This window comes from Brevundimonas sp. KM4 (genome assembly GCF_000964075.1).
GTDB lineage: Bacteria > Pseudomonadota > Alphaproteobacteria > Caulobacterales > Caulobacteraceae > Brevundimonas > Brevundimonas huaxiensis.
This window is the reverse complement of record NZ_JZRG01000009.1, coordinates 38,508-55,648: the sequence shown is the minus strand read 5'-3', so window position 1 is coordinate 55,648 and position 17,141 is coordinate 38,508. Positions and strand designations below refer to the sequence as shown.

General features: G+C 66.1%; 10 protein-coding genes. 9 read left to right on the top strand and 1 reads right to left on the bottom strand.

Annotated features, from left to right (window positions below):
• Positions 1-344 precede the first annotated feature (344 nt).
• The 7 genes from VH88_RS06745 to VH88_RS06715 all read left to right on the top strand — a co-directional run bounded on the left by VH88_RS06745 (position 345) and on the right by VH88_RS06715 (position 12,265).
• A complete protein-coding gene (locus VH88_RS06745) occupies positions 345-1,415 on the top strand; it encodes a LacI family DNA-binding transcriptional regulator (protein ID WP_197071014.1) in 1,071 nt (356 codons plus the stop codon).
• 49 nt (positions 1,416-1,464) lie between these two features.
• Positions 1,465-4,467, top strand: a complete 3,003-nt coding sequence (locus VH88_RS06740; RefSeq protein WP_045810575.1) for a TonB-dependent receptor — start codon at positions 1,465-1,467, stop codon at positions 4,465-4,467.
• A 75-nt stretch (positions 4,468-4,542) separates the two neighbouring features.
• Positions 4,543-6,009, top strand: coding sequence for a glucoamylase family protein (locus VH88_RS06735; RefSeq protein ID WP_045810574.1), 1,467 nt, complete (start codon positions 4,543-4,545; stop codon positions 6,007-6,009).
• A complete protein-coding gene (locus VH88_RS06730) occupies positions 6,006-7,289 on the top strand; it encodes a sugar ABC transporter substrate-binding protein (RefSeq protein ID WP_197071013.1) in 1,284 nt (427 codons plus the stop codon). Before VH88_RS06735 ends, VH88_RS06730 begins: the two co-directional genes overlap by 4 nt.
• 252 nt (positions 7,290-7,541) lie before the next feature.
• The gene (locus VH88_RS06725) at positions 7,542-8,219 is read left to right on the top strand and encodes a carbohydrate ABC transporter permease (RefSeq protein WP_231576605.1); all 678 of its coding nucleotides are present in this window, start codon (positions 7,542-7,544) and stop codon (positions 8,217-8,219) included.
• Positions 8,216-9,031 (top strand): carbohydrate ABC transporter permease, encoded by an 816-nt coding sequence (locus VH88_RS06720; protein WP_045810572.1) that lies wholly within the window; start codon positions 8,216-8,218, stop codon positions 9,029-9,031. Before VH88_RS06725 ends, VH88_RS06720 begins: the two co-directional genes overlap by 4 nt.
• Before the next feature lie 18 nt (positions 9,032-9,049).
• Complete coding sequence (locus tag VH88_RS06715; RefSeq protein WP_052689518.1) at positions 9,050-12,265, top strand: discoidin domain-containing protein; 3,216 nt, start codon at positions 9,050-9,052, stop codon at positions 12,263-12,265.
• A 24-nt stretch (positions 12,266-12,289) separates the two neighbouring features.
• On the opposite strand, the gene VH88_RS06710 is transcribed toward VH88_RS06715, so the two are convergent.
• A complete protein-coding gene (locus VH88_RS06710) occupies positions 12,290-13,378 on the bottom strand; it encodes an ABC transporter ATP-binding protein (RefSeq protein ID WP_045810571.1) in 1,089 nt (362 codons plus the stop codon).
• A gap of 172 nt (positions 13,379-13,550) precedes the next feature.
• Between VH88_RS06710 and VH88_RS06705 the strand changes: the two genes are divergently transcribed.
• Positions 13,551-16,169, top strand: a complete 2,619-nt coding sequence (locus VH88_RS06705; protein ID WP_045810570.1) for a TonB-dependent receptor domain-containing protein — start codon at positions 13,551-13,553, stop codon at positions 16,167-16,169.
• A gap of 68 nt (positions 16,170-16,237) precedes the next feature.
• A complete protein-coding gene (locus tag VH88_RS06700; protein WP_039245249.1) occupies positions 16,238-16,954 on the top strand; it encodes a hypothetical protein in 717 nt (238 codons plus the stop codon).
• Positions 16,955-17,141: the final 187 nt, after the last annotated feature.

The window sequence follows — 17,141 nt, the reverse complement described above, 5'->3', positions numbered from 1 at the left end:
CATTGTGATTGCGGCCCGTGCAGCTTCGGCGGCGCGGGCCTTTTCGTATGAGGCCGCAGCCGCGACGCAGATCGCCGACGGCTGGTGCGACCAAGGCGCGCGCCCACCGCGTTTGCCTTATTCCGTTCGCCGGAAGGAGCCTGCGAAGAGTGAAGCTAAAGCAGCGGCTTAGCGCCCGTGGCTCGTTGGGACGGCTCGAGCAGAGATCGAAAATCGCCCGAAATTTGGCCGAACGGCGCTTGCGGCGCACATCGCTCCTGTGTCATGTAACCGCTTACATCGCTTATCGACGGATCTTCGAAAAGGGGCCGGGACGATAGGGAGCAGGGAGAATTTAATTGGACATGGCCGCGCCTAGCGCTGCGTCTGCACGGCAGGAGGGCCAGCCCTTCGCCAAGGCCGCCACCATGCGCGACGTCGCCGAACGCGCCAATGTATCGGTGGCGTCCGTGTCTCGTGTACTGAACGGCTTGGGCGTGACCTCGGACGCGACGCGCCAGCGCGTGCTCGATGCGGTCGAGGATCTTCGCTACGTCCCTCACTTCGGCGCCCGCAGCTTGTCGACCAGCAAGAACGACACGATCGGCGTCATCCTGCCTGACCTGTTCGGCGAGTTCTTCTCCGAGTTGATCCGGGGCATGGACCTGGCCGCCCGCGCTCACGGCAAGCACCTGATCGTCTCCAGTTCGCATGACGGCGCGGAAGACACCTTGGCGGCCGTACGTTCGATGCGCGGGCGGGTGGACGGCATGATCGTGCTGTCGCCGCATCTGGGCGCGGCGAACCTGTCGTCAGAGTTCGCCGGTCGGATGCCGGTCCTGCTGATGAACGGCGGCGCGGCCGAGCCCGGCCGGGCGTCCATCATGATCGACAACCACGGCGGCGCCGTCGGCGCGGTCCAGCATCTGCTGTCCACTGGCCGCAGGCGGATCGCCCACATTCGCGGCGCCGCCGGCAATATCGAGGCGGACACGCGCGCGGCCGGCTATACGGCGGCGTTGGACGGTCATGACCCGATCATCGTCGAGGGCGACTTCTCTCAGGCCTCGGGGCACCGCGCCGCGACCCAGCTTCTGGCTATGACGGAGCGGCCCGACGCCGTTTTCGCCGCCAATGACATGATGGCTGTCGGGGCGCTTCTGGCCTTCCAGGAGGCCGGCGTGCGCTGTCCTGAGGACATCGCCGTCGTCGGCTTCGACGACGTGCCCATCGCCGCGCTGATGCGGCCTGCGCTGACGACCATGCGCGTCAATATCGCGGAAATCGGCCGTAGGGGCGTCGAACGCCTGATCGGCCTGGTCCAGGCCGGCGCGACCGCCGACGCCACGGACACCGCTTGCGAAATCGTTCGGCCGATCCTGGTCGAACGCCAGTCCACCGCGGCGGCCTCGTCCGCCAGGTTCAACAAAGGGTAGGCCAGCCATGTCGCTGAAAACCGATCCCATCAGGAGGGGAGAGCTCAGGATGACCCAGTTCAACACGCGTAAGGCCGCCTTGGCCGCCGCATCGGCGCTTGCCATCAGCATGGCGGTCGTCGGCGGCGCGCAGGCGCAGAACGCAACGACGACGTTGCGCGGCGCGGTCTATGACGGCCAGACCGTCGAGACGGGCGCGACGGTCGTCGCGACCGAAGTCTCCACCGGTTATGCGACACGCGCGCGCGTCGGCGCCGATGGTCGTTATGTTTTGTCCGGCCTGCGCCCCGGCACCTATCGCGTGCAGGTCACCAGCGCGGACGGCCAGACGGCGGAAGAAACCGTGACCCTGTCCCTGGGTCAGGTCGGCACGTTGAACCTGGATGTCGCCGGAGCGACGACGACAGCCGCCACCGACGGCGCGACTGAGCTCGGCGACATCGTGGTCACCGGCCGCCGGGTCTTCGAGGTGCGCACGCCCGAAGTCGCCACCAACGTGACCCAGCAGCAGATCAATAACCTGCCGCAGATCAGCCGCAACTTCCTGAACTTCGCCGCCCTGGCGCCGGGTCTTCGCGTGACCGAGGACGACACCGAGCGGACGATCTCGGCCGGCGGCCAGACCGCTCAGGCAATTAACGTCTTTATCGACGGCCAGAACCGCAAGTCGCTGATTAACGACGGCGGTGTCGCCGGTCAGGACGACAGTCGCGGCACGCCGTTCCCGCAGGGCGCCGTGCAAGAGTTCCGCGTCATCAGCCAGAACTTCAAGGCCGAGTACGAACAGGCCGGTTCGGCCATCATCACCGCCGTCACGCGCTCGGGCACGAACGAGTTTCACGGCGACGTCTTCGCCTACTATCAGGATCCCGGCTGGATTGCTCAGGATGTGATTTCGGAACGTCGCGGCGACGCCAAGGCGCCTCTGAAGCGCATCCAGTACGGCGCCAGCCTGGGCGGCCCGATCATTCAGGACCGGCTGCACTTCTTCGGCGCCTATGAGCGCAAGGACGAAGAGCGCATTTCGCAGTCCTTCCTCAACCGCACCGAATACACCAGCTTCTTCGCCAACGACCTGGGCACGACCTCGACGCCTTATGAGCAGGACGTCTTCTTCGGCAAACTGTCCTGGCAGATCAACGACCGCCAAAGGCTGGAACTGAGCAGCGAGTACAAGACGGAAGAAGATATCCGCGGAGCCAGCGGCCAGAATGCGCCCAGCCGCGCGGCGCGCAACAACGGCGAAAATATCGCCTTCAATCTGCGCCATCAGTATCAGGGCGATCGCTTCCTTAACGAGTTCGCGATCGATTACTTCACGTCAAGCTATGAACAGTCGGTGATCAATGGGTCCGACTATGGGCGCCAATACGTAATCTTCCGCGACGACAGCGCAGCGACGCCGGGGTTCCAGTATAACTTCAACAACCGCGACTCTACCGTATTCACGGCCGGCGGGCGGGCTGATGCTCAGTTCCTCGAGCAGAAGAGCACCACGATCCGTAACGATCTGACCATTCCGGATCTGGAGTGGATGGGTACGCACACGATCAAGATCGGTGCGAAATACTCGATGCAGAACTATTTCGTTCAGAAGGATTTCGGGCGTAACCCCACCTTTACCTACGACATCGAAGCTCGCCCCGAGATCAACGGCAGCCGCGATATCCCCGTCTCGGTTGACCTGGGAGTCGCCGTTCCGCCTGCGGACGTCGATAACAATGTTCTAGGCCTATACATTCAGGACGACTGGCAGATCACCTCCAAGCTGGAGCTGAACCTCGGCATTCGCTGGGATTACGAGGACAATGCGGTCAACAACGACTACCGCACGCCTGATTCCATTCGCAACATGCTGGCCGCGATCCAGAACCTGCCGAACTACGACTTCCCGTCGTATTTCAACCCGGCGGATTATATTTCCGATGGTGATCGCAAGGCCTTCAAGGGCGCGTTCCAACCGCGCTTCGGCTTCTCCTACGACGTCTTCGACGATGAGCGGACGGTCATCTTCGGCGGTGCCGGCCGCTACTACGATCGTATCGGCTTCAACTTCGCGTTCGACGAGCGGTTCAAGCCCTTCCAGTTCAACAAGACGATCTACTTCTCGAACACGGGCGGGCCTCGTGGCGGTGTCCAAACCATCGCCTGGAACCCGAGCTATCTGACGCCGCAGGGTCTTGATCCCCTGCTGGCGGCCAGCCCGGGCGCCGGCGAAGTCTTCCTGGTGCAGAACGACTTCGAGCCGCCTCGCACCGATCAGTTTAGCTTGGGCGTGCGCCAGAAGATCGGTATGTTCCAGACGGCGCTGACGCTTGCAGCCGGCAAGACGAGAGGCGAATCCAGCTGGTATATCGCCAATGCCCTGACGGAGACGGGCGGACGGTTCAACGGTCCGACGCCGGGATCGGTGGGCTTCCCGCAGTTCCGCAACCTGATCTTCTTCCAGAACACGGATAAAGAGCGCGACTACAAGGCGATCTACTTCACGGCCGACAAGCACTACAACGCCGAAGATCGCTGGGGCGTAAACATCGCCTATACCTATATGGACGCCACCCAGAACGGCAGCCGCGACTCCGGCTATGGCGCCTTCGACTTCGATTACAATGTGCCTGGACAGTCGCCTGAGTTCCCGTCGAACACCGACGAAACGCATCGTATCGTGGCGTCCGGCACCATCGGTCTGCCCGCGGACTTCCTGCTGTCAGGCATCGTGACCCTGGGTTCGGGCTTGCCCTACACCGTGTTCGACTGCCCGAACGCTCCCGCCGGCGGCCCGAACATTTGCTGGAACGGCGGTCGTCCGGACAAGCGCGCCTTCTTGCCCGGTCTGAACTTCGCCTACCGCCAGATCGACTTGCGTCTGACGAAGGGCTTCGAAGTCTATGGCGGCCAGAAGGTGGAGTTCATCGTGGATGCGATCAACATCTTCAACTTCACCAACTACAAGTCCTTCGATCAGGGCTTCAACAGCCCGCGCTTCGGCATGGGGACGGAACAGTATCTGCCGACCCGCAGCTTCCAGGTCGGCCTGCGTTACTCCTTCTAAATCCTGAGCCTGGGCCGCCTCGTGCTTGTTGCGAGGCGGCCTTTCTTTTTCGATTGAGACCCAGTGAGCGTGCCCATGAATCGTCGAAACTTCCTGATGCGGACCACCACAGGCGCGGCGGCTCTGGCCGTAGGATTTCCGGTGATGGCGGCGGCGCAGCAGGCGGCGGCGACGGGGGCGGTCAATGGGACGCAGAGACGGCCGATGCGGCTGGATCAGGAGATCGAGGAGCTTCAGGAGCGGACGTTCCGATGGTTCGAGAAGGTCACGGATCGCAGGACCGGCCTGACGCCGGATCGCTGGCCCACGCCGTCCTTCTGTTCGGTGGCGGCGGTCGGCTTCGCCCTGACCTGCTGGCCGGTGGGCGTCGAGCGCGGCTGGATGAGCCGGGCCGAGGCGCGCGAGCGGACCCTGACGACGCTGCGCTTCTTCCACGATTTGCCGCAGGGCCCGGAGGCCAGCGGCACGGCGGGGTACAAGGGCTTCTTCTACCACTTCCTGGATATGGAGACGGGGCTTCGTTACCGGACCAACGAACTGTCGACGGTCGATACGGCCCTGTTGATCGGCGGTATGCTGTTCGCCGCCCGCTACTTCGACGGCCGTCATGCCGACGAGGCAAAAATCCGTCAGAAGGCTCAAGCCATCTACGAGCGGATCGAATGGCCGTGGGCCGTTATCCGCGACAACCGCATCACCATGGGCTGGCACCCCGAGAGCGGCTTCATTCCCTCCGACTGGCACGTCTACAACGAGGGCATGCTGGTGTTGCTGCTGGCCATCGGCAGCCCCACCCATCCGGTGTCGGTCAATGTCTGGCACGAATGGGCGGCCAGCTATGACGAGAGCTGGACGGATCGCTGGGGCAGCTGGCACCTGAATTTCGCGCCCATCTTCGGGCACCAGTACAGCCATATGTTCATCGACTTCCGCGGCATTCAGGACGCCTGGATGCGTGGGCAGTCGGCCCAGCTGGGCGAATACCTCGACTATTTCGAAAACAGCCGCCGCGCCGTCTACGCCCAGCAGAAATACGCCCACGACAACCCGGGCGGCTGGGCGGGCTATTCGTCCGAGGTCTGGGGCCTGACCGCCTGCGACGGGCCGGGCGACTTCAAACAGGTCATCGACGGCAAGGAGCGCGAGTTCTTCAGCTATTCCGCGCGCGGGCCCGGCGACCGGGACGACGGCACCATCGCGCCGACGGCGGCGGCCAGCTCCATCGCCTTCGCGCCCGAAATCGTCGTGCCCTGCGTCAAGGCGATGAAGGCGCGCTACGGCGCGGGCGTCTATACCGAGTGGGGCTTCCTCGACAGCTTCAACCCGACCCTGACGGTGCGCGACGGGCCGCTGCAGCACGGCAAGATCGTGGACGGCGTGGGTTGGGTGGACGGCGACTATCTGGGCATCGACCAGGGGCCGATCGTCATCATGACCGAGAATCACAGGTCCGAGTTCGTCTGGCGCTATATGCGCGGCGAGCCCAATATCCGCCGCGCGCTCGACATCGCGGGCTTCACCGGCGGCTGGATGAACGGATGAGTTTGACGGCCCCCAGGCCCAATCTTGATAGACGCAGCGCTCTGGCCCTGATGGCGGGAGGGGCGGCTGCGGCCTGCACCCCACGCCGCGACGGCGAGACCGTGCTGCGCTTCTGGGCCATGGGTAATGAGGGCGGGACGGTGGGCCAGCTGATGCCCGAGTTCGAGCGCCGCAATCCGGGCGTCCGCGTCTCGGTCCAGCCCCTGCCGTGGACGGCGGCGCACGAGAAGCTGCTGACCGCCTACGCCGGGGCGTCGCTGCCCGACGTCAGCCAGATCGGCAATACCTGGGTGGCGGAGCTGACCGCCATCGGCGCCCTGTCGCCGACCCCGCCTGAGGCCGCGAACCTGCTGACCGACCAGTTTCCGGCGGTGCTGGAGACGAATGAGATCGCCGGCCGCGCCATGACCACGCCCTGGTATGTCGATACGCGGCTGCTGTTCTATCGCAAGGATCTGCTGGCGCGTGCCGGGTTCGATGCGCCGCCCGAGGACTGGGCCGAATGGAAGCGGGCCATGCATGCGATCAAGCGTGTGGCGGGCGACGGCAACTACGCCATCCTGCTGCCGTTGAACGAGTTCGAACAGCTTTTGACCTTCGGGCTTCAGATCGACGAGCCGCTGCTGAGGGATCGCGACACGCGCGGAAACTTCTCCAGCCCCGGCTTCATCGCGGCCCTGGCCTTCTATCGCAGCCTGTTCGACGAGCAGTTGGCGCCGCTGGCCTCGTCAACGCAGATCTCCAACGTCTGGACCGAGTTCGCCAGGGGCTATTTCAGCTTCTACTTCTCCGGGCCGTGGAGCGTCGGCGATTTCCGCAGCAAGCTGCCCGCGTCGTTCCAGCCGAACTGGGCCACGGCGGGCGTGCCGGGACCGAATGGCCTGGGCGCCTCGGCGCCGGGCGGGTCCAGCCTGGCGGTCTTCAAATCCTCCCCGCATCAGGAGGCGGCCTGGGCCCTGGTCCGCTATCTGTCCGAGCCGGCTGTGCAGGCCCGGTTCAACACCATCGTCGGCGACCTGCCCGCACGCCAGAGCGCCTGGGACATCGCAGGCGTCGAGCGTGATCCGATGCTGGCGCCGTTCCGGGGGCAACTGGCGCGCGCCAAGGCCGTGCCCAAGGTGCCGGAATGGGAGCGGATCGTGACCGAGATGCAGATCGTCGCCGAACGGATGGTGCGCGGCGAATACACGCCTGAAGCCGCCGCCGCCGAGATCGACCGTCGTGCCGACCGCCTTCTGGAGAAGCGTCGCTGGATGATGGAACAGGGCAGGGCCGTATGACCGTCGTCGATCCGACACTGGTCAAAGTGAAGCCGTCGCGCGGACGCGGCGCCCGCGAACGGGCCGCCTGGGCCTTCGTCGCCCCGGCTATGCTTGCCATCGGCCTGTTCTTCGCCATTCCGGTGATCGCGGCCCTGCTGCTCAGCCTGACTGATTTCGACATCTACGCCCTGGCGAACCTGGACAATCTGCGGTTCGTCGGCTTGCAGAACTATCAGCGGCTGTTGACCAATCCCCTGTTCTGGGGGGGCGATGAAGAACACCCTGACCTTCGCGGTGCTGGGCGTGCCCCTGTCCATCGCCGCGTCCCTGGCGGCGGCGGTGATCCTGAATGCGCGGGTGGTAAAGTGGCGGCCGATCTGGCGGGTCATGTTCTTCGCCCCCTATGTCACGACCCTGGTCGCGACGGCCGTGGTGTGGCGCTATCTGCTGCATACCCGGTACGGCGTCATCAATTGGGGTCTGGAGAGCATCGGTCTGCCCGCCGTGGATTGGCTGGGCGACCCATCCACTTCCATTCCGGCGATCTTGATGTTCGTGGTGTGGAAGATCTTCGGCTACAATATGCTGATCTTCCTGGCGGTGCTTCAGACCGTGCCGGACGACCTGTACGAGGCCGCTCGCATCGACGGCGCCGGCCCATGGAAGCAGTTCCGCCATGTCACCCTGCCGGCCATCGCGCCGACCATGCTGCTGGTTTCGATCATCTCGGTCGCCAGCTTCTTCCAGCTGTTCGCCGAACCCTATGTGATGACCCAAGGCGGACCGGCCCAGAGCACGGTGACGGTGCTCTACTTCATGTACGAAGAGGGCTTCAAATGGTGGAATCTGGGCTCCGCCAGCGCCGTCGCCTTCGTCCTGTTCCTGTGCATCCTGGCGATCACCCTGGTCCAGCTGGCGGTCGCCAAGCGGGTGGGGGCGTATCAATGAAAATCCGCGCCATCCTGCTCAATCTGGCCGTGGGCCTCATCGCCCTGATCGTGCTCTTCCCGCTGGTCTGGATGGTGTCGGTCAGCTTCATGGCGACGGGCGAGGCGGCGGTCTTTCCGCCGCCGCTACTGCCGTCTCACTGGACGATGGAGCACTACCGCGACCTGTTCTTGAACCAGGGCATGGGGCGGTATCTGTGGAACAGCTTCGCCCTGGCGACCTTGGCGACGATCCTCGCGCTCAGCTTCACCGTCCCGGCCGGCTACGCCTTCGCCAAGCTGAAGTTCGCCGGGCGCGAGCGGCTGTTCCAGTTCCTGGTCGCCGCCCTGGTGGTGCCCGCCCAGATCGGCACCCTGCCGCTGTTTCTGATGCTGAAATCGATGGGCCTGGTGAACACCTATGCCGGGGCGCTGGTGCCGTGGCTGGCGTCGATCTTCGGCCTGTTCCTAGTGCGCCAGTATGCGCTGAGCATTCCCGACGAGATGTTGGAGGCCGCGCGGATCGACGGGGCCAGCGAGGGCCAGATCTTCCGCCGCGTGGTCCTGCCGACCTTGCAGCCAATCATCGTGACCTTGGGCCTGTTCGTCTTCCTGGGCAGTTGGAACGACTTCCTGTGGCCGCTGATCATTCTGACGGATCAGTCGAACTATACCCTGCCGGTCGCCCTGGCGGCGCTGTCGCGAGAGCATGTGCAGGACATCGAACTGATGATGGCCGGCGCCGTCGTCACGGTCGCGCCCGTGCTGATCCTCTTCCTCGCCCTGCAACGCTACTACATCCGCGGCATGCTCGCGGGCAGCGTGAAGGGCTGACCAGAACTGCGAGTTCCAATGCGTAATCTCCTGCTGGCCGCCGCCTCGGTCCTGACCCTCGCCCTGGCCGCGCCTGCCGTCGCGCAGGAGACGCGCGTTCTCGACAGCATGGACGATGCGACGCGGTGGGAGGCTACGGCCTCGACCGACGTTCACGCCGCCGTCTCCGCCGTCGCCGGCCATGACGGGAAAGCGGTGCGGCTCGATTACGATTTCGACGGCAAGGCAGGTTATGCGGTGCTCAGCCGGCCGCTGCCGTTCGACCTGCCCGACAACTACGAGATCAGCTTCTGGGTGCGGGGCGCCGGGCCGACCAACACCTTCGAGGTCAAGTTGACCGACGCCACCGCCGACAATGTCTGGTGGAAGCAGACGGCGCGCTACGACTTCCCCGACGGCTGGACCCGGTTCGTGATTAAACGCCGTCAGGTTTCCAAAGCCTGGGGGCCAAGCCCTGAAACCATCCTGCGTCGCGCGGAGCGGGTCGAGTTCGTCGTGGTCGCGGCGGAGGGCGGCAAGGGCTCGGTCGAGATCGACCAACTGACCCTGCGCGCCCTGCCGGTCGATCCGCCGGTTCCGCCCCAGCCGTTGGCCAGCGATGGGCAGATGAACTCGACCGCCGCCAACGCCGTCGATCTGGACCCAAAAACCGCCTGGACCCCGCCGGTGGGCCAAGACTCGGCCCTGACATTGGACCTGGGCTACGAGCGCGAGTTCGGCGGCCTGACCCTGCGCTGGGGCGAGCGGGGCGCGGCGAGTGACTATCGCGTTTCCGCCTCGATGGACGGGCGCGACTGGCGGCCGCTGACGACGGTTACGGGCGGCAATGGCGGCGTCGACTGGTTGCGGACGCCCGAGGCGACGGCGCGCTGGCTGAGATTGGAACCGCTGAAGCCCGTTCCCGCCTCCGATGTGGTCGGCTCGTCCGGCGCGGGTCAGCGGCTGGGCGCGGCCCAGGCCACGACCTATGCGCTGAACGAGATCGAGGTCGAACCGCTGACCTTCGGCGCGGACCGCACGGTGTTTCTGGAAGCCGTGGCCAAGGAAAACCGGCGCGGCGTCTATCCGCGTGGCTTCTCCGGCGAGCAGTCCTACTGGACCCTGGTCGGGGTCGATGGGGGCGGGGAGAGCGGCCTGATCGGCGAGGACGGCGCCATCGAGCTCCGTCGCGCCGGGCCCAGTATCGAACCCTTTGTGGTCGACAACGGGCGGCTGATCACCTGGGCCGACGTCAATATCGAACAGGGGCTGAAGGACGGCGATCTGCCGATCCCGTCGGTGACCTGGACCGCCGACGACTGGACGCTGAAGATCACCAGCTTCGCCGACGGGCCGCCCTATCAGGCGCAACTGTGGGGCCGCTACGACCTGACCAACACCTCCAGCCGGCCGCGCACCCTGACGCTGGCCCTGGCCGCCCGCCCGATGCAGGTCAATGCGCCGCGTCAGTTCCTGGCCATTCCCGGTGGCGTCAGCCCGGTGGAGACGATCGGCTGGGACGGCGCCGAACTGAAGCTGAACGACACGGTGCGGGTGCAGCCGCTGGCGGCCCCGGATCAGGTCGCGCTGGCGACCTTCGACGCGGGCAGCGATCCGCAGTCCCTGATCCTGCCGTCCGCGCGCCGACCGGCCGCCGAGGTCATGACGACGACCGACGCCACAGGTCTGGCCGCCGGCCTCCTGACCTACGAGGTGACGCTGCAACCCGGAGAGACGCGCACGGTCGGCTGGGTGTCGCAACTGTCCGGCGACGCGCTGGCGCCCGAGCCGGTGGGGCAGGCGGCGGCTGTGCTGGACGCGGTCGAGACCCGGCTGGCAGCTGAATGGCGCGAGAAGCTGGACCGGGTGGACCTGACCCTGCCGCCCGCCGCCCAGCGGATCGAGGACGCGCTGAAATCGTCGCTCGCCCATATGCTGATGTCGCGTCAGGGACCGATCCTGCAACCCGGCACACGCAGCTACAACCGCTCCTGGATCCGCGATGGGGCGATGATGGCCGAGGGTTTGAACCGGCTGGGCATGGCCGAGCATTCAGCCGACTATCTGCGCTGGTACGCCCCCTATGTGTTCGAGAACGGCAAGGTCCCGTGCTGCGTCGATGCGCGCGGCGCCGATCCGGTGCCCGAGAACGACAGCCACGGCGAGTTCGTCTTCCTGGCCGCCGAAACCTATCGCTACACCAGGGACGAAGCCCTGCTGCACCAGGTCTGGCCGCAGGTGCAAAAGGCCATCGCCTATATGGACGCGCTGCGCGCCTCGACCCGCACGGCGGCCTTCCAGACGCCGGACCAGCGGCATCTGTACGGCCTGCTGCCGCCGACGATCAGCCACGAGGGCTACTCGGACAAGGCGGCCTATTCCTACTGGGACGATTTCTGGGGCCTGCTGGGCTACAAGGACGCGGTCTTCATCGCCGAGACCCTGGGCGATGCGGACGTCGCCGCACGCTATGCAGCGGCGCGCGATCAATTCGCCGCCGACATCCGCGCCTCAATCACGGCGACGGCTGTGCATCATGGCATCGACTGGATCGCGGGGGCGGCCGACCGCGGCGATTTCGACGCCACCTCGACCACCATCGCCCTGTCGCCGGCGGGCGAACAGGATAACCTGCCGCACGAGCTTCTGTCGCGAACCTTCGATCGCTACTGGGAAAACTTCCAGAACCGTCTGACCAATCGCACGGCGTGGAAGGACTACACCCCCTACGAATGGCGGCTGGTCGGCGCCTATGTGCGGCTGGGTCAGAAGCACCGGGCGCTGGAGGTGCTGGACTTCCTGATGGCCGACCGTCGGCCCGAGGCCTGGAACGGCTGGGCCGAGGTGGTGGGCCGCGAAAAACGCGAGCCGCGCTTCATCGGCGACATGCCGCACGCCTGGATCAGCTCCGACTATATCCGTTCGGCGCTCGATCTGTTCGCCTATGAGCGGGACAGCGATCACGCTCTGGTGCTGGCGGCGGGCGTGCCGGAGGTGTGGCTGGACACGAAGGAGGGTGTCGGCCTGCGGGATCTGCGCACCGCCTATGGGCCGCTGACCTACGCCTATCGCAAGGAAGGCCAGGGCTACGTCCTCACCTTGGACGACGGCGCGACGCCGCCGGCCGGATTCGTGCTTCAGTGGGCGGCGGGGCAGGGGCGGCCGGAGCGCGTTCGGATCGACGGCCGCTCAGCGACGTGGTCGGGCGACGAACTGGTCATTCCGGCAGGGGCGCGGCGGGTTGTTCTGAACTGAGCCTTCTCTCTTGAAACGGAGGGGTTAGAGCCGCTTGAAGGCTTTCCCGTCCGCGTCGAACAGGTGCGCCTGTTTTGCGGGCACGTGCAGCGTCAGTCGCTCGCCCGCCTTGGCCCGCAGTTCGCCCGCCAGCTGAACCGTCAGCGTGTCTGGCGTCGCCGGATGCTTCAGGTGCGCCATGGTCGTGGCGCCCAGAGTCTCGACGAACATGACCTCGGCGCTCAGGGCGTCGCCGTCGTCGCTGAGGATCAGATGCTCGGGACGGACGCCCAGCGTCACGGTATCGCCGAGCTTGGCCGAGGCGGCGTCCACGGCGATGCTGATCGGCTCGCCGGCCGTCGTCTCCACCGTCGCGCCGGTTGTCGAGGCCTCGACGATCTCGGCAGTCAGCAGGTTCATCTTGGGACTGCCGATGAAGCCAGCGACGAACAGGTTGGCGGGGTGTTCGTAAAGCTCCATCGGCGCGCCGACCTGTTCGATCCGACCGGCGTTCAGCACCACGATCCGGTCGGCCAGGGTCATGGCCTCGACCTGGTCGTGGGTGACGTAGATCATGGTGGTCTTCAGCTCGGCATGCAGCCGCGCGAACTCATAGCGCATCCGTACGCGCAGGGCGGCGTCCAGGTTGGACAGGGGCTCGTCGAACAGGAAGACCTCGGGTTCGCGCACGATGGCGCGGCCGATAGCGACCCGCTGGCGTTGGCCACCCGACATCGCCTTGGGCTTGCGATCCAGATAGTCGGTGATGCTGAGCGCCTCGGCGGCGGCGCGCACGCGGCGGTCGATCTCGCCCTTGTCCGTCTTGGCCAGCTTCAGGCCGAAGGCCATGTTCTCATAGGCGGTCATGTGCGGATAGAGCGCATAGGACTGGAACACCATAGCGATGCCCCGGTCCGACGGCGACAGGTCGTTGACCAAGCGGTCCCCGATCAGAACCTGGCCCGTGGTCGCCTCTTCCAGCCCCGCGATGGTGCGCAGCAGGGTGGACTTGCCGCAGCCCGACGGGCCGACGAAGACGACGAATTCGCCGTCGGCGATCTCCAGATCGACGCCCTTCAGCACCTCGACGGCGCCGAACGCCTTCTTCACGTCGACCAGACGGACATTCGCCATGCTTCCTGCTTTCCTGACCCGTTTTGTTTTGCCGCAGCGTAACCGGTTACATCGCAGGATCAATGGCGCACGATGTCTCGCCGACGATTGAAATTGCAAAACTGCAAAATTGGGCTTTCGCAAAAACGAAGCGCTGGATAGAAGTCCGCTGCCAATGGCGGGGAGTATCCGAATGACAAAGCGCAACTTCTTGATGACGACAGCCTCGATCGCCTGGTTGGCGACGGCTGCGGCCGCCCAGGCCCAGGAGGCGTCGCGCGTGGACGATGTGGTCGTCACCGGCTCCCGGATCGCGGGCGGTGAGCGGATCGCCCCGGTAGAGACTGTAGCCCGCGAAACGATCGCCGCCGCCGGCGTCGCCGATGCCTCTCAGCTGATCCGGCTGGTCACGGCGAACTCGGGCTCCGAGGCCCAGGTCGATCAGCTGAACCAGCCGCAGAGTTCGGGCACGGCCCAGTTCAACCTGCGCAATCTCGGCCTCGGCTCGACCCTGGTCCTGGTGGACGGCCAGCGCTGGACCAACAGCGCCGTGGTGGCGACGGACGGCTCGGGCTTCGTCGACATCAACTCCCTGGTGCCGATGATCGCGCTTCAGCGGGTCGAAGTGGTCAAGGACGGCGCCTCGGCGGTCTATGGCTCGGACGCGGTGGCGGGCGTGGTCAACTTCATCACCCGGCGGGGCGTGGACCGCCCCGAGATCAGCGCCAAATACGCCGTCGCCGACGGGTCGGAAGAGAGCGTGATCGAGGCGCTCGGCGGGTTCGGCCTGCTGGGCGGCGACCTGACGCTGGCGGCTTCGCATTTCCATCGCTCGGCCCTGGGTTCCGACGAGCGGGACTTCACCCAGGCCGAACGCTATGGCCGCGCGGCCTGGACGGCCGTGACCAGCTATGGCCAGCCGGGCTCCTATTTCCGACCTAGCCGCAACGGTTTTTCGCCCGATCCGGCGTGCGGCAATACGGCGTTCGGCAGCGCCTATCTGAACACGCCGACCGACAGCTTCTGTCGGCTGGACTATTCCGACTTCTTCGACCTGGCCCCGGAGGAGACCCGCACGCAGCTGTTCGCGGACTACCGGCGGCCTGTGGGCGACATGACCCTGTCGCTGCAAGGGGCGTGGTCGGCGACGAACACCATCGCGCGCCAGTCGCCGTCGCTGCCGATCCTGGCGCGGTCGCTGACGGTCCCGGCGAGTCATCCCGACAATCCGTTCGGCGAGGCGGTGCTGTTCCGGGGGCGGCTGCTGGGGGCGGAGGCCGGCGCGTCGCAAGCGGAGTTCGACTATCGCACCTGGCGTCTGGCGGCCGGGCTGGATGGGCGCTTCGGCAATGGCTGGACCTGGAACCTGTCCGCGACCAGCAGCCGCCAGCACGTCGCCTATGACAAGCCCGACACCATCGGCAGCGCCTTGCAGAATGCGCTGAACGGCCTGGCCGGAGCGGGCTGCAATCCCGCGACGGGGACGCCCGGCGTCGGGGGTTGCCAGTATTTCAACCCGTTCGGCAGCGCCTATCTGGGGACCGGAACGGCGAACAGCGCCGCCCTGATCGACAGCCTTATCGGCTCGACCGGCCTGCGGGGCGCGGCGACCCTGACGACGGCGGACGCCTCCACCAGCGGCGAGGCCCTGGCCTGGGCCGGCGGATCGATCGATGTCGCCGTCGGCGCCCAATATCGCCGCAGCGGCTTCCGTCACGACTGGAGCGATCTGGTGAACCGGGGCGATCTGCTGACGGCGGGCGTGTCGCCGGATTTCGACGGCGATCAGGAAGCTCTGGCCGCGTTCGCCGAAGCCCGCCTCCATCTGGGCGACCGGATCGAGGCGCAGTTGGCCGGGCGCTACGAATCCTACGACGGCAACGAGGGCCGGTTCAGCCCCAAGGCCGCGATCCGGTGGGACGTCACCGATGCCCTGGCCCTGCGTGCGTCGTGGGGGCAGGGGTTCCGGGCGCCGTCGGTCTATGCCCAGTCGGGGGCGCAGGCGTCGCAGCCGTCGGTCTTCGACCGGGGGGCGTTCGTCTTCGTCAACACCCTGACCTCGGGCCGAGCCGACCTGAAGCCCGAGAAGTCCGAGAGCCTGAACCTGGGCGCAGTCTGGACGCCGATCGACGGGCTGGAACTGGGCGTGGACGCCTGGCGGTTCGACTATGCCGATCAGGTGGTCAAGGAGTCGGCCCAGGCCATCATCAACCAGGCGGCGGCCGATACGGCGGCGGGGCGGACCGGCACGGAGGCGCAGAGCCGCATTACCCGCTCGGCCAGCGGCGCCCTGACCTTCGTCCAGCTTTATTTCATCAACGCCTCGTCCATCGAGACCCAAGGGATCGACCTGTCGGCCCGCTATCGGCGCGGCCTGTGGGGCGGGGAGGCGACGGCCTCGGCGACGTGGACCTATGTGGACGCCTATGACATCCGGCTGGACGCGTCGGCCGCCAAGGTGTCGGGCGTCGGTTCGACCAACCTGAACAACATCGGCCGGTCCCTGCCGCGCAATCGCGGGGAGTTCGCCGTGGGCTGGAGCGGCGGGGCGAACGCGTTGACGGCGCTGGTTCACTATACCGACGGCTACGCCAACGATCGCAGCGGGATCACCGACGCCAGCATCGCCAGCCAGACGACGGTCGATCTGCTCTACAGCCGCACGATCGGCGCTGATCTCGATCTGTCGGTCGGGGTGGTCAATGTCGCGGACAAGGCGCCGCCGCTGGCGCAGTTCGCCCTGGGCTATGACCCGGTCGTAGCCGATCCGCGCGGGCGGGTGGTCAGCATTGGCCTGAGCAAGCGGTTCTGACCAAGCGGTTCTGATCGGCGGTTGCGCGGTCAACCGGGCGGTGTATGCATCCCCCAGGGGAGAATCCGATGACCGACGGCGAGACGACGCGCAAACAGGCGTTCAAGGACCTGTCCGAGGACGCGCTGGGCTTTGGCGGCGCCGAGGTGCGGACCGCGCGCGACCTGCTGGTGCGGCCCCGACTGGTGCTCCAGGCCTGGATGATCGAGGGGCCGACGGGGGGCGGGCGTTACGCCAAGCCGTTGAAGCTGTATCTGGCGCTGAACGCGATCCTGATGCTGATCGTCTTCCTGCGCGGGGGCTTGAGCTTATACCTGGAAGGCATGCCGGCCGACGTGCTGAACCCCCTGCTTCAGGAAGCGGGCAAGTCGCGCGACGCCTTCATGTCGGACGCCGACGGCTGGATGTCGCTGGTGGCCGTGCCGATCATGGCGCCGCTCTACGCCCTGGCGGCCATGCCGCTGTTTCGCCTGTGGGACGCCGAGGACCTGGGCCTGAGATGCGGGTTTCGCGCGGCCTTCGCCTATCTGAACGCCTGGACCGTGCCGTTGCTGCCGCTGGCCTGGTTCATGTTCAGCCCCGGCCCGCTGGCCGCGGCGTGCAGCCTTTTGATGCTGGCGCTGGGCATCGTGGCCTTCATGCGGATGGGGAGGGGACGGTGGTATCGGGGCGTGGTCCCCGGCCTGGCCAAGGGCCTGATCGTGATGATCGCCATCGGGCTGTCCAGCGTCGTTGCGACCTTCATCGTGATGGTCATCGGCGTGTTCGCCGGGTTCGCGGCCTAGACGGTCGCCTGACAAAAACACCGTCTAATTCGTCTAATTCGTCTGAACTCAGCGACAGAGCGAAATTGCACAGCGCGGAAAAAGGGCGTGCAAAATGCAAGACGGTGCAATTGCTGAGCGCTGCTGTTTTCAAAGACCCGTCGACATCATAATCCCGTTCGGGGATACGTACGGTCGATTGATGAAG

Excerpts from the sequence above, each read along its gene's own strand:
- VH88_RS06740 (WP_045810575.1), top strand. The coding sequence starts at position 1,465 with ATGACCCAGTTCAACACGCGTAAGGCCGCCTTGGCCGCCGCATCGGCG.
- VH88_RS06720 (WP_045810572.1), top strand. The coding sequence starts at position 8,216 with ATGAAAATCCGCGCCATCCTGCTCAATCTGGCCGTGGGCCTCATCGCC.
- VH88_RS06700 (WP_039245249.1), top strand. The coding sequence starts at position 16,238 with ATGACCGACGGCGAGACGACGCGCAAACAGGCGTTCAAGGACCTGTCC.
- VH88_RS06710 (WP_045810571.1), bottom strand. The coding sequence starts at position 13,378 with ATGGCGAATGTCCGTCTGGTCGACGTGAAGAAGGCGTTCGGCGCCGTC.
- VH88_RS06745 (WP_197071014.1), top strand. The coding sequence starts at position 345 with ATGGCCGCGCCTAGCGCTGCGTCTGCACGGCAGGAGGGCCAGCCCTTC.
- VH88_RS06735 (WP_045810574.1), top strand. The coding sequence starts at position 4,543 with ATGAATCGTCGAAACTTCCTGATGCGGACCACCACAGGCGCGGCGGCT.
- VH88_RS06730 (WP_197071013.1), top strand. The coding sequence starts at position 6,006 with ATGAGTTTGACGGCCCCCAGGCCCAATCTTGATAGACGCAGCGCTCTG.
- VH88_RS06715 (WP_052689518.1), top strand. The coding sequence starts at position 9,050 with ATGCGTAATCTCCTGCTGGCCGCCGCCTCGGTCCTGACCCTCGCCCTG.
- VH88_RS06725 (WP_231576605.1), top strand. The coding sequence starts at position 7,542 with ATGAAGAACACCCTGACCTTCGCGGTGCTGGGCGTGCCCCTGTCCATC.
- VH88_RS06705 (WP_045810570.1), top strand. The coding sequence starts at position 13,551 with ATGACAAAGCGCAACTTCTTGATGACGACAGCCTCGATCGCCTGGTTG.